Here is a 12,670-nt window from a genome sequence, read left to right as displayed (position 1 = left end):
TTCCTTTTATTCTATGCTTTTTAGAAAGTATAGAATCGGGATAAAGATAATAAACTATATAATAGAAGAGTAGTGATACATGGACTGAACGTCAGGATTTATTATCCAGCCGGGAGTGAGTATATGCCTGCTTATAATGATAAAAAGCTGTATCAAGCAGCGGATGAAGATGATGCTGAGTACGTAGAAATTGAGTCGGCATTCCATGGTTGTAAGGTGACGGAAGGGCAGATCTACAGATTAGAGCGCAATTACAATAACCCTCAATTATTTGAGAATGGAGAAGCCTATGTGGTGGATGATGAGACTAGGGAAAACTACGCGGTCTTCATGCTCTGCAAAATTGCGCTCTATAAATAGAGTTTCTTGCTCGATACCGGAGGGTAATATTTAAGACAGACGGCTTCATTTCCGACAAGGGGATAGGCCGTTTCTTTTGATGTCATTTTTGTTACTAAGATAGTGAAAAAGAGTATTTGAATGATTGTTGTTTCCCCTGTATGCTTAGTAGGAATTATTGGCTGTGCAATGCGGGATAGCGCGTTGTAACGGCTGGCTTAACATGACGTTCTAAGAAAAGTTTGGTATTCTAAAAATATTAATTACACGGTTGCAACAAATTCGCAGTCTTGCGCGTCAGTAAGATTGCATAGAGAGGGGGAACCTTCGTGGTGGAGCAGGGACTCATCAGAGCCGCTCAAGCGGGCGATCGCGACGCTCTAATCACCCTATTGCGAGAAATTGAAGGACATGTATATAAAACGGCCTTCTACATTTTGCATAATGAACAAGATGCGTTAGATGCATCTCAGGAAGCCTTGATCCGGGTTTATACAAAAATCGGCTCATATGAGGAGAAGGCCCAGTTCAAAACGTGGGTTCAGCGAATCGTCACTAACATTTGCATTGATAAATTCAGAAGAACTAAACCTACAGTTTCTATTGATGAACATGAAATGGTGTTTCAGGATAAACACAATGTGGAACGTGAGGTTCTATCCTCTTATTTAGCTGAGGATATACGCGAAGCGATTGATCAATTGCCCGAGCATCATCGGACAGTCATCGTCCTGCGCTATTTACAGGATTTTTCTTACAACGAGATTGCAGATTGTCTGGATTTGCCCTTGAATACAGTGAAATCATACTTATTTCGGGCTAGACAGCAACTGCAGAATAGACTTCAGGAGTACCAGAAAGGTGGTGTATCGGGATGAAATGCGCGGAGGTGATGGAATGGATGCACCGCTATTTAGACAAAGATTTGAGTCAAGATGAGATTGTTGAGATGTTCCGTCATATCGATAATTGTCCTTCCTGCGCGGAAGTCTTTGAGCGCCTGACACTTCTCTCCAATGAATTGGAGCAGTTGCCAGACGTGAAACCCCCGTTTAGTCTGGTTGACTCTATTTTACCTCAGCTTGCAGAATTGGATCGAAGCAGTCGTGAACAGAGTGCTGTGAGATCTGAGGAGCCGGTTGTTGTCCCATTTTCACGTGAAAGCTCCCGCGGTAAACCTTCCAAGGGAACCTCTATAGCAACACGGACAGGCATTGGAGCTATTGCAGCTGCCGTTCTATTAGGGATCGCAATATTTAATATGCCCGATAAAATGCCTGGGGCAGAAGTAGAACAAAGGATGCAGGATAGTGCTAAAACAGCCAGCGATGATACTAAGGATACAGCAATGGAATCACAAGCTTCTATTACTGCTAACTCTGATGGAGCTTCACCTGCAGCTGGTGGAGAGAACGAGGGCGCTGCCCAGTATAAGACGGATGCACCAGAGATGAACGAAGATAACGCCGCTTTAGATAGAGCGACGGGACCAGTGGACCCTACCTCGATGCCAAGTGCACCGGCGGATGCAGCTGATGCGGGAGCTGGAGCTGGAGGGCGGTCGATCACCGAACCGCCTCAAAGCGCAGATCCTAAGCCTACAGAGAAAATTGTTTCGCCAAAGCAGGATGTCGCCACGAAATCTCAAAATTCAGATTCTAGTAATGCCAGTAGCAATCAGCTAAAGGTGGATAATAAGGAGCAAACTGCTGATATGAATTCAGACAGCGCAGCTGATTCTGCTCCGCTGATGGAGGATTCTTTAAAGATTCCTTATGACTATGGACGGGAAGTTATGAGCTTAAGCAGTTCTGATGAATCTAATGTGCAGACCTGGACTTCCCCTGATGGTCAGTATGCTATAGAATTTGTTGGGCTGCAGCTTGTGATTTATAAGAAGTCGCCAGCGGGCTCAACGGAAGAACGGTTAGCCGTAAACTCTTATCCGCTGGAAGGAAATTGGATTTCTGGTGAATGGTCTGCGGACAGCTCGAAGTTTACGTACGTGACTGAAAAAGATGGTGTGAATGTAACCAAGGTGTACACTGTACAGGAAGCAGCTTCTTCAAGTCCGGCTGCATCCCCTGGGGCGACACCAACGAACACTCCAACCTCATCTTCAACAAATTAAAGTGGGGTTGGAACTTTTTTCGAAGTTTCTGAATATACTATATCAACAGGACAGGAACTAGAAAGTATAGGTTTTGCAGAACATCGGTATGACCGCCGGATGTGGAGTTTCTAGAGCTTCGCACTCCGTCGTTTATATAGATGCGCCGCTTAAACGGAGAGGCTTTGGCCATGGCTGCCAGAGTTTCTCCGTTTTTGCATGCATTTTTGTAGTTTTTTTTGCTACAATAGAACTCTGGACAAAATGGGCTAGATGAATGGAAAAGGAAGTGGCGGGATGGATGCCAAAACGGCGATAAAAGAAATCAAACAAGGGAAGATCTCACCGTTATATGTTTTATATGGCAGTGAGAAATTTCGAATGAATGAATTCACGGCACTGCTGGAAGAACAGCTGATTGCTAAAGAGGATCGTGATTTCGCAGTTATTCCCTTTGATCTCTCTGAGACGCCGGTGCAGGCTGTGGTAGAAGAAGCTGAGACTGTGCCATTTATGGTAGAACGTAAATTATTGCTGGTGCGGGATGCCTCGTTATTTACAGCGGGCAAAGAAAATGCCAAACTGGAGCATCGTATAGATCTTTTAAGTGACTATTTGCAGCATCCTGTAGACTTCAGTGTAATCGTCTTTATGGTGAATAATGATAAGCTGGATGAGCGTAAAAAAATTGTGAAGACTGTCAAATCAGTGGGCACAGTATTAGCCTTTAATCCGCTGGGAGCTGAAGAGCTGCTGCGCTGGGTGGAAAAAGGAATTCGTGAGCGGGGTTGTGTAATGGCACCTGGCACGGCAGAAATTCTTATAACGAATGCAGGCACAGGCTTGCAAGGTTTATCTGCAGAGATGGACAAGCTTTGTTTATTCGCTGGTAAGGGCGGCACTGTAGATGCGGGGGCCGTAGAGAGTCTGGTACACCGTGGAACAGAACAAAATGTGTTTACGCTTGTTGAGGATATCGCTAATCTGCGTCTTGATAAGGCGCTTGATACATTATATGAGCTGCTGAAGCAGCGTGAGGAACCGATCAAGATCGCAGCGTTGGTTGCGCGGCAGTTCCGCATTATTTTGCAGGTTAAGGATTTATCAGCACATAGTTATTCGCAGGGACAGATTGCGTCACAGATCGGATTGCATCCATATGCGGTTAAACTTGCTGGGGAGCAGGCCCATAAGTTCTCCAGTGAACGATTACGGCAAATCTTAAGTGCATTGGCGGATCTGGATTATAAAATGAAAACAGGGGCTATAGACAAAGTTCTAGGGCTGGAGCTGTTCATGCTGCGTTTAGGTGTCTGAGCTAAGAAGGGGAAAAAGTATTGGAGATGATCTGACTATGAAAAGAATATTTCAATATTCGGCACTGCTGTTACTCGTTCTATTAATTAGTTCCTGTGGCAAAACGGATACTAATTCACCGTCAGGTTCAGCTTCTGAGTCGCCTGCGAATACGAATACCTCTGCAGATGCACCTTCTTATTTTGGGGAATGGAGTGTACAAGGTCTAGTAGGTTCTACACCTGTCTCGGCAGCGGAGGATGAAAAGCTTATTGGCATGCGGGTAACTTATTCGCAAGAAAAGGCATCTTTTGATAAAGATGAAATTATGAACCCTGAATATAAAGAAGAGAGCATTACAAAGGATGACTTTTTTAACGAATACAGAAATGAATTAAGTGACCTTGGCATCGAGACGGAATCGGTTAAGACGGTATCTATAAATAATTGGACGAATCCCGGCAGCAGTTTTATTGTTAAAGACGATCAAACGATGATTTTTTTATGGGATGGTAACTATTATGAAATGAAAAAAGAGAATAAATAAATGAAAGAAGACCGCCTCTCTGAGGCGGTCTTCTTTCATTTAATAAACATCTCTTAAACACTACTTATTATTAATTAATAGACACAAAAAAACCTAACCGTATGAAACATAGCGGTCAGGTTCTTCAATTGCTCATTATGAATGTCGTCTTAGGCTTGAGCCGTAAGAGCGTTCAATTTCTTCGCCAAGCGGGATTTTTTGCGGGCAGCCGCATTTTTATGAACCAGACCTTTACTTACGGCCTTGTCCAGCTTTTTGGAAGCAGCTAGGAAAGCAGCTTGAGCAGTTTCTACTTCCGTACCAGTCAGAGCTACATCAGCAGTTTTCACAGCTGTACGAAGCGCGGATTTTTGGGAAGCATTCAGTGCACGGCGTTTTTCGTTCGTGTTTACGCGTTTAACCGCGGATTTAATATTTGGCATTGCATTCACCTCCTGTAAGACATTCGAAATCATTATCAAATGATTCACAACTTAAAATAGTTTAGCATGACCGGTAGCAAAAAGCAATACTTAAAGCTTTCAAATTAAACCTCCGTATCCTGCATAAACATTGGCTTTCTCTCGCACACTATCGACAAAAGAGCATAGGCAGAAGCTTGCCAAATGAGGATGAACTCATGGAAGTGTATGCTTACAAAACTAAGCAGCTGCTTTCGAAGTGAGTTTTGTTCGAAGTAATTCATGGAAGTGTATGCTTACAAAACTTTTAGGAGGCTGGTACACAATGGAACCGGATCTGCAGCTATATTCTGTGCGCACCGATTTGGCATTAGAGGCAAAGGAAATGGCTCAAGGCCCACAACGAACGCCGATCCCTGGTGTGAACGAAGAAGTGGAAGAGTCTGATGGGATTAAAGTGACCCGTCTTGGTGTAGCTAATGCTGCCGGATCACAGGCAATAGGACGCGCAATTGGCAACTATGTAACCCTTGAGGTACCCGCTCTGCGTGGCGGAGATACAGGCTTGCAGCAAAAGGTGGCAGAAGTTTTTGCCCGCGAATTTGAGGACTTTTTGATCAGAATTGGGATTGGCAAGGATGCATCTGTGTTGATTGTTGGTCTTGGTAACTGGAATGTTACACCGGATTCACTGGGTCCGTTGGTGGTGGAGAACTCACTCATTACGCGGCAGTTCTATGAACTGGTTCCGGATCAGATCTCCCCTGGTTATCGTAAGGTGAGCGCTATTGCTCCTGGAGTGCTTGGGCTGACTGGAATTGAGTCGAGTGAAGTCGTGCAGGGAATCGTGGATCGGACGAAACCTGAGCTTATTATCGCCATAGATGCGTTGGCATCCCGGTCACTGGAGCGTATCAATACGACGATTCAAATTGCCGACATTGGGATCCATCCCGGTTCGGGAATTGGCAACAAGCGACGTGGATTAACCCAAGAAATTCTGGGTGTTCCTTGTATCGCAATCGGAGTGCCCACTGTCTGCTATGCCTCAACTATTGTAAATAATGTGCTGGAGATGATGAAAAATCACTTCGGGCAAGGAGCAAACCATACGAAGGAAATCATGGGGATGCTGGACGATATCTCTGAGCAGGAACGCTTGTCATTAGTGAAGGAAGTGCTTGAACCTCTGGGGCACGATTTGATTGTCACTCCCAAGGAAATCGATGAATTTATTGAAGGGATCGCGAATATTGTGGCCAGTGGTCTGAATGCGGCTTTACATGATGCGGTTGATCCTGAGAATGTTGGCGCGTATACCCACTAACTGAATTATGGTTTGTTTAGCCCGGCGGGATGCTGAATTAAGGTATCCTGTACGGGCTTTATGTCTATTCTCTCATTTTCGGTTCTAGTATTGCTCTTGCGCTCATAGATTTGGAGTATAAGAGATTACAGAGGGCTGGAGGAGGACATAACTACAATGAATAAAAAATGGTTTCAGCTTTGGAACATCGGCCGTTTAAGGGGAAAAATGCTGGATGTTTTATCGCTGGGGAGAACGATGCTGCTGTTGGCCGGAGGTTCGCTAGTATTTTTTATGCTGCTTGGAGCCGGTGGATTGGCCGGACAGAAGCTTAGCTCTTCACCCATTCCTTCAATGAAGGGGCTTGCTGCCTCTCTGTCTAGTGGTTTTTTCATGGAGCTGCTGGGGATGGAGGTGCCGCATTTACCGCAGGGTAAAGAGCCTTCCGCTTTTTCAGGTGAAAAGGTAACTTCTTTCGTATTTCAGTTGCTGACCAGCGTGAATCCAGGTGACCCTAAGAGTCTAGTCTCTCGTGAAGTGCCGGGGATGGCGGCGGATGATCCATTTCTTTTGCGGAAAGGTTCAGGTGGATCTACAGGAGCACCAGTGGATTATCATCCTGGGACTGATGAACTGGCTGAGGGTGGTGAAGATGCAGAAACTTCTGTTCCGGACGAAGGGGACAAGCATGGAGATACTACAACACAGCAGCCTGAAGCGACGGTTGCACCATCCCCTGAACCATCAGCGGAGGAAGGGACGGATAAGAGTGATCCGCAAAGCGGCACAGACAGCACTAAGGATACCTCGATCAAACGGATTCTAATCTATCATTCACATCCTAGAGAGGCCTACAACCCTCTGTTAGGGGCAGCAAATGAAAATCCCAGCTCTGGAGTTTCAACTAAAAATGTAATGCTGGTAGGATCATATATTACGAAAAGACTGGAACAGCTCGGGATTGGTACGGTTCATGCCAAAGAAGATTTTCCAACCAAAATCACCGACTATAACTGGAACTTTTCCTATAAATATTCCCGGATCTTGGTTAAATCAGCACTCAGCGCAAATGAGGAAATGGATAGTTTTATCGACATTCACCGCGATTCGCAGCGTCATAGCAAAACAACAGCTGTTATTGACGGGAAAAGCTATGCACAGGTCTATTTTATCATTGGACATGCAAATAAAGACTGGAAGAAGAACGAAGAGTTTGCCAATAAGATTCATCAACAGCTTGAAAAGAATTACCCGGGAATATCTCGTGGGATATGGGGAAAAGCTGCGGGTAAAGGAAATAACGGGGAGTACAATCAGACCCTCTCTCCTAATAGTGTTTTGATTGAAGTGGGCGGAATTGATAATTCGGCTGAGGAATTAAAGCGTACGGCTGATATTTTGGCGGATGCTATCGCTGATGTTTACTGGAGCAGTCATGACGCTGAGAAGGTGAACGCACCTGAAAAAGTGGCGAATCCCACTACAACACCAAAGAAATCAAACGGAGCTTCTTAAAATAAATTACCAAGGATTAAAAAGGAGTGGTGTACATGTCGCGTTTCGGAAAAAAACTGGTTATGGTCGGGATTTGGGCAGGGATTGGCATCCTCTTAGGGATGCAGTTCGGCGGAAGCGGTGGTTCAACAGTCTCTAAGATTCTGCCCGGCTGGAATGCCAGCCCGACTACACCCACCAGTCAAGTAACAGGCATGCAGCCACAGCCACAACTGCAAAAGAATGGTGTGACACAGGGTGGGCAGACTTATGTATATGTGCCAATGGTGATCGATCCTGTCACAGGTGCATATACGGCCGTCTCTCCTTTGCCTCAAAATAGCAATACAACGCCAGCCGCAGATCCTCCTCAGCAAGTTGTGGATGATTATAGTACGAAATCTCCGGAGCAAATTCTAATTCCTGAGGAGCAAAAGCCTACAGTTGATGTTCTGGCAGATAAGACGGCAGGTCTCTTGCAGCAGGCTTCCCAGAAGGGAATCCGCTGGGTAGTTTCATTGTTCGCTTCGGCAGAAAATTAACAGCAAATTTAGAAGAAACGGTTATTTCACGGGATCGTGTATAGCTGTTTCTTTTGTTTTGGGCCAGCGCGGGATTGATGGAGTAAGCTTGTACTGTTATAATAAGTGGATTAATATCAGGCTGTCTGTGGGGGTAAGGAATGACTGACGTTCAGAAAAGACAACAACAAATTCGCAATTTCTCGATTATTGCACATATAGACCATGGTAAATCGACACTAGCTGACCGCATTTTGGAATACACGGGGGCACTAACCACGCGTGAAATGCAGGAACAGGTACTCGATCAGATGGATCTGGAGCGCGAACGTGGTATCACAATAAAGCTGCAAGCCGTGCGTTTAACCTATCGTGCAGACGATGGTGTAGAGTATTATCTCAACTTGATTGATACACCGGGGCACGTCGATTTCACCTATGAAGTTTCCCGCAGTCTTGCAGCATGTGAAGGCGCACTGCTGGTTGTGGATGCGGCTCAAGGAATTGAAGCACAGACGCTGGCCAATGTGTATTTAGCACTGGATAATAACCTGGAAATCCTACCTGTGCTCAACAAAATTGATTTGCCAAACGCTGACCCTGACCGGGTAAAGCAGGAGATTGAGGATGTTATCGGGCTGGATACCAGTGAAGCGGTTATGGCATCTGCCAAAGCCGGTATCGGAATCAAGGAAATTCTGGAGCAGGTGGTGAAGCAGGTTCCTGCGCCATCCGGTAATTCAGAAGAGCCGCTTAAAGCATTGATCTTTGACTCTCACTACGATCCTTACAAAGGCGTTATCGTCTATGTGCGCGTAATGGACGGGAAGATCCGTGCAGGTTCGAAGATTAAGATGATGGCAACTGAGAAGACCTTCGAGGTCATTGAAGTTGGCGCATTTATGCCACGTATGACCATTGTCGATGAATTGAACATCGGTGATGTTGGCTTTATCGTAGCTGGGATCAAGCATGTTGGAGATACCCGTGTCGGTGATACTGTCACTGACGCAAAGAATCCTACTGCTGAGCCGCTTCCAGGTTACCGTAAGATCAACCCGATGGTCTATTGCGGGTTGTATCCGATTGAGACCTCCGATTATAACGATCTTCGTGAGGCGCTGGAGAAGCTCCAGCTGAATGATGCTTCGCTAAGCTTTGAGCCGGAAAGTTCAAGCGCGCTTGGATTTGGTTTCCGTTGCGGTTTCCTTGGACTCTTGCATATGGAGATCATTCAAGAGCGGATTGAGCGCGAGTTCAATTTGCCGCTAATCACAACAGCACCGAGTGTTATTTACCGAATTATGCTGACCAATGGCGAAATGATCCAAATCGACAACCCGTCACATTATCCGGAGATCGGTACGATTGACTACATTGAAGAGCCGTATGTTAAAGCAGCGATCATTGTGCCTAACGACTTCGTGGGTACTGTAATGGAGCTGTGCCAGAACAAACGCGGCGAGTTCGTAAATATGGAATATCTAGATACTAATCGTGTAACGATTACGTACGAGATTCCGCTGTCAGAGATCGTTTATGATTTCTTTGATCAGTTGAAATCCGGTACGAAAGGATATGCTTCTTACGACTATGAAATTTGTGGATACCGTCGTTCGAATCTGGTCAAGATGGATATCTTGCTTAACAATGAGCAGGTCGATGCCTTGTCCTTTATCGTTCACCGCGATCGTGCCTACAACCGCGGACGTATCATTTGTGAGAAGCTGCGGGGGATTATCCCGCGTCAAATGTTCGAAGTGCCGATTCAAGCCTCTGTGGGTACGAAGGTGGTTGCGCGTGAAACCGTTAAGGCGATGCGCAAAAACGTACTTGCTAAATGTTACGGCGGCGATATTTCCCGTAAACGGAAGCTGCTGGAGAAGCAAAAAGAAGGTAAGAAACGCATGAAGCAAGTGGGTAGTGTAGAAGTACCACAAGAAGCGTTTATGGCAGTACTGAAGATCGATGAGTAGAAAATAGGTAGAGCCGGGAGAATATCCCGGCTCTATTTTTTTAAGCAGGAGCAGATTACAATAGGGGGAAGGATTGTAAGCACATACAAAGTGAGGGGAGTCCTCGTGAAGCGATTATATTTGAAACTTACGCCAAGTACCTTTAAGAATCGGATTTTGTTAGCCTTCTTGCTGTTGGTACTAACACCCATTGCCATACTCGTTCTATATAACTTTAAAGAGACAGAACAAATGCTGCAGGATAATGCGGAAACGAAGAACATAGAGCAGCTTATTGGTATTAAGAATGGTTTTGTTGATCTCATGAGTCTCGTGATGAAAACAGGGTCATTACTCGAACAAGATACGACGATTTTATCGATAATGAAGAATCCCGAGCAATCTGATGAAATCACGAGAAAAAAACTCGTTGAAAACAAGTTTGGAGCGATTGAAAATACATTCTTTATGAGTGGAGCGACGGTGTATTATACATTAATCGATCTTCATGGAAACGCATACACTTCCTTTATGCCAAAGGAAACCTTGAGCTACGACGAAATCCAATCGGAGGATTGGGTTCAAGCCTTGAAGCGAGAAGGAACGAATCGATATATATGGAATCCGAATGACAAGAATAATGTGGTCCGGGAAAGTACAACAAGTAAGAAAATGCTTAGTCTCTATGAGGTTATGCGTGATAATGGTTTGAATATTTATGCCTATGCAAGATTAAGTATCGATTATGAGGAGTGGTTTACCAGATCAACGTTAGGGAGTAAACAGGAAGGGGCTTTATTTCTACTCGATGCCTTGGGGGGTGTGATGCTTAATCCGCTTAAGGATGAGACTTTTTCCCCTGATATTGCGCAGAGTATTGTGAAGAGTGCCAACCAGCGGCAGACGGGGCGTGCTGCATCCATTGTCGATCCGAAGGAGGAAAGTTTATACACATACAGCTACATCGAGGAGTTAAATGGCTACGTTGTTAAAAAGGTGCAGCTAGCACAGCTATTTCTTGAGGTAGACAAGCAGAAACGACGGTTTTTTGGTGGATTTGGAATCATTCTGCTGCTATTTGTTCTATTAACTTATTTCATATCATCGACGATTACAGTACCGCTTAAGAAGCTACAGAAGAAGATGGAAATGACCGCTAAGACGAATCTCAAAATGAAATTACCCGAGCAAGGGCGGGGAGAGATTCTTGCCCTGACTCAGAGTTTCAATATCATGATCCATGATTTAAATGAGCTGTTACAGCGACTTCAGCTTGAAGAAAAACAGAAGCAATTCGTTCGATTTCAGGTATTACTTTCGCAGATGAACCCGCATTTTCTACTAAATACATTGAATACGATAAAGAGCATTGCCTTAGATAAAGATGATGATGAAATTTATGGAATTTGTGTTGCACTAGGAAAAATATTGGAGACAACCTTAAATACTGAAGTCGATTTGATCCTGTTAAAGGATGAAATCGTACTAATAGAATCTTACATGGAGATACAGCGGCAACGTTTTGGACATGGGATTGAAATTCAATATGATATCAACGAGGAACTGCAATACGCATTAATCCCTAAATTTTGTCTGCAGCCCTTAATTGAAAATAGCTTGATTCACGGCTTCGGTCAGTCTGTAAAACAAGGGAGAATTGATATCTCCGCTAAAGTGACTGAGCAACAGCTGTATCTGCAGGTTAGAGATAACGGCATGGGGATAGAAAGAGCACAGCTGAATAAGGCTACACGGAAACGTAAAGGAATCGGTGTTCAGAATATTAGGGAGAGCTTAGAGCTGTTGTTTAAGAATCAACGGACAGGTATGGACATTGTATCTTCGGATACAGGAACTGAAGTGATCATCCATTTTCCATTCCTTATTTCAAAACCTTACGATGGAGGTAAGCTCACATGTGGAGAACGTTAATTGTGGATGATGAACAACCTGCGGTTAAAAGTATACGGAAGCTATTCTTAAAGGCTGGAATTCCGTTTGAAATTATAGGTGAGGCGGAGAATGGAGAAGTAGGCTTGCAAATGATTCGTGAGCTGCAGCCTGATGTGGTAGTGACGGATATCAATATGCCAGTGATGGATGGGGTGAAGCTTCTTCAAATTGCGCGAGAGGAAGGCTTCGACTGCCGGTTTGTAATGTTGACCGCATTGAGTGAATTTGAATACGCCCGGCAGGCGCTCGTTTTTGGGGCTTCGGACTACATTTTGAAGTTATCTTTAGATCTCCAAGGTTTGAAGCAGACTATGGGTAAGGTTCAGGCCGAGCTGGAGCGAATGGTGAAGATGAAGAAGGCCGATAAATGGTTTCCTGAGAAGCAACAAACGGGACCGACAGATCATGTGGAGATGAACAAAATTATAGCTTATATTGAAGAACATTATGCTGAGGACATCTCGCTCAAATCCATGTCAGAGTTGATCCGGATGGATGCCAGCTATATAAGTGACTTATTCAAGAAAAAGACAGGGAAAACGTTGACCAATTATATTCAAGAGCGTCGGATTCAGGCTGGGAAAATGCTGCTTGCAGAAACGAAGCTAACAATTAGCGAGATTGGGCAGCAAGTAGGCTTTGAGAACGATAATTATTTTATAAAAATCTTCAAAAAGTGGTGTGGTGTCACGCCAAATGAATTCCGTAAAGAACCAAAAAACGTTCTATAAGTTCCCAAATGTAGTTC

Annotated in this window: 12 protein-coding genes; 11 read left to right on the top strand and 1 reads right to left on the bottom strand. The window is 44.6% G+C overall.

Features of this window, described 5'->3' with window-relative positions; translation table 11 throughout:
* The first annotated feature begins 123 nt into the window (after window positions 1–123).
* The 5 genes from MHH46_RS24760 to MHH46_RS24740 all read left to right on the top strand — a co-directional run bounded on the left by MHH46_RS24760 (window position 124) and on the right by MHH46_RS24740 (window position 4,292).
* Window positions 124–360 (top strand): hypothetical protein, encoded by a 237-nt coding sequence (locus MHH46_RS24760; protein WP_038572950.1) that lies wholly within the window; start codon window positions 124–126, stop codon window positions 358–360.
* 308 nt (window positions 361–668) lie between these two features.
* Window positions 669–1,217, top strand: a complete 549-nt coding sequence (locus tag MHH46_RS24755; RefSeq protein WP_036677530.1) for an RNA polymerase sigma factor — start codon at window positions 669–671, stop codon at window positions 1,215–1,217.
* Window positions 1,214–2,470 (top strand): anti-sigma factor, encoded by a 1,257-nt coding sequence (locus MHH46_RS24750; RefSeq protein WP_076193270.1) that lies wholly within the window; start codon window positions 1,214–1,216, stop codon window positions 2,468–2,470. Before MHH46_RS24755 ends, MHH46_RS24750 begins: the two co-directional genes overlap by 4 nt.
* Window positions 2,471–2,746: 276 nt before the next feature.
* Entirely contained in the window at window positions 2,747–3,766 is a 1,020-nt protein-coding gene (holA, locus tag MHH46_RS24745) for a DNA polymerase III subunit delta (RefSeq protein WP_036677525.1), read from the top strand.
* 37 nt (window positions 3,767–3,803) lie between these two features.
* Window positions 3,804–4,292, top strand: coding sequence for a hypothetical protein (locus tag MHH46_RS24740; RefSeq protein ID WP_076193273.1), 489 nt, complete (start codon window positions 3,804–3,806; stop codon window positions 4,290–4,292).
* A gap of 149 nt (window positions 4,293–4,441) precedes the next feature.
* Here the strand turns inward: MHH46_RS24740 and rpsT are convergent, their stop codons facing one another.
* The gene (gene rpsT, locus MHH46_RS24735) at window positions 4,442–4,714 is read right to left on the bottom strand and encodes a 30S ribosomal protein S20 (protein WP_036677521.1); all 273 of its coding nucleotides are present in this window, start codon (window positions 4,712–4,714) and stop codon (window positions 4,442–4,444) included.
* A gap of 304 nt (window positions 4,715–5,018) precedes the next feature.
* Between rpsT and gpr the strand changes: the two genes are divergently transcribed.
* The 6 genes from gpr to MHH46_RS24705 all read left to right on the top strand — a co-directional run bounded on the left by gpr (window position 5,019) and on the right by MHH46_RS24705 (window position 12,653).
* A complete protein-coding gene (gene gpr / locus MHH46_RS24730) occupies window positions 5,019–6,020 on the top strand; it encodes a GPR endopeptidase (protein ID WP_036677518.1) in 1,002 nt (333 codons plus the stop codon).
* Window positions 6,021–6,176: 156 nt separating this feature from the next.
* Window positions 6,177–7,514: a stage II sporulation protein P gene (locus MHH46_RS24725; protein ID WP_076129693.1), complete on the top strand. Its 1,338-nt coding sequence runs from the start codon at window positions 6,177–6,179 to the stop codon at window positions 7,512–7,514.
* Window positions 7,515–7,549: 35 nt separating this feature from the next.
* Entirely contained in the window at window positions 7,550–8,035 is a 486-nt protein-coding gene (locus MHH46_RS24720; protein ID WP_076185487.1) for a hypothetical protein, read from the top strand.
* Between the two features lie 140 nt (window positions 8,036–8,175).
* A complete protein-coding gene (lepA, locus tag MHH46_RS24715; RefSeq protein ID WP_036677511.1) occupies window positions 8,176–9,990 on the top strand; it encodes a translation elongation factor 4 in 1,815 nt (604 codons plus the stop codon).
* Window positions 9,991–10,095: 105 nt separating this feature from the next.
* Window positions 10,096–11,901, top strand: coding sequence for a sensor histidine kinase (locus MHH46_RS24710; RefSeq protein WP_256717218.1), 1,806 nt, complete (start codon window positions 10,096–10,098; stop codon window positions 11,899–11,901).
* The gene (locus MHH46_RS24705; protein ID WP_076141556.1) at window positions 11,886–12,653 is read left to right on the top strand and encodes a response regulator; all 768 of its coding nucleotides are present in this window, start codon (window positions 11,886–11,888) and stop codon (window positions 12,651–12,653) included. Before MHH46_RS24710 ends, MHH46_RS24705 begins: the two co-directional genes overlap by 16 nt.
* The last annotated feature ends 17 nt before the right edge of the window (window positions 12,654–12,670 follow it).

Origin of the sequence: Paenibacillus sp. FSL H8-0175 (genome assembly GCF_045040615.1) — a bacterium.
In the GTDB taxonomy this organism is placed as follows: domain Bacteria; phylum Bacillota; class Bacilli; order Paenibacillales; family Paenibacillaceae; genus Paenibacillus_AQ; species Paenibacillus_AQ odorifer.
The sequence above is the reverse complement of the archived record's forward strand: the minus strand, read 5'-3'. Positions and strand labels throughout refer to the sequence as shown.

Excerpts from the sequence above, each read along its gene's own strand:
- MHH46_RS24725 (WP_076129693.1), top strand. The coding sequence starts at position 6,177 with ATGAATAAAAAATGGTTTCAGCTTTGGAACATCGGCCGTTTAAGGGGA.
- gpr (WP_036677518.1), top strand. The coding sequence starts at position 5,019 with ATGGAACCGGATCTGCAGCTATATTCTGTGCGCACCGATTTGGCATTA.
- MHH46_RS24740 (WP_076193273.1), top strand. The coding sequence starts at position 3,804 with ATGAAAAGAATATTTCAATATTCGGCACTGCTGTTACTCGTTCTATTA.
- MHH46_RS24750 (WP_076193270.1), top strand. The coding sequence starts at position 1,214 with ATGAAATGCGCGGAGGTGATGGAATGGATGCACCGCTATTTAGACAAA.
- MHH46_RS24760 (WP_038572950.1), top strand. The coding sequence starts at position 124 with ATGCCTGCTTATAATGATAAAAAGCTGTATCAAGCAGCGGATGAAGAT.
- MHH46_RS24720 (WP_076185487.1), top strand. The coding sequence starts at position 7,550 with ATGTCGCGTTTCGGAAAAAAACTGGTTATGGTCGGGATTTGGGCAGGG.
- holA (WP_036677525.1), top strand. The coding sequence starts at position 2,747 with ATGGATGCCAAAACGGCGATAAAAGAAATCAAACAAGGGAAGATCTCA.
- MHH46_RS24705 (WP_076141556.1), top strand. The coding sequence starts at position 11,886 with ATGTGGAGAACGTTAATTGTGGATGATGAACAACCTGCGGTTAAAAGT.
- rpsT (WP_036677521.1), bottom strand. The coding sequence starts at position 4,714 with ATGCCAAATATTAAATCCGCGGTTAAACGCGTAAACACGAACGAAAAA.
- lepA (WP_036677511.1), top strand. The coding sequence starts at position 8,176 with ATGACTGACGTTCAGAAAAGACAACAACAAATTCGCAATTTCTCGATT.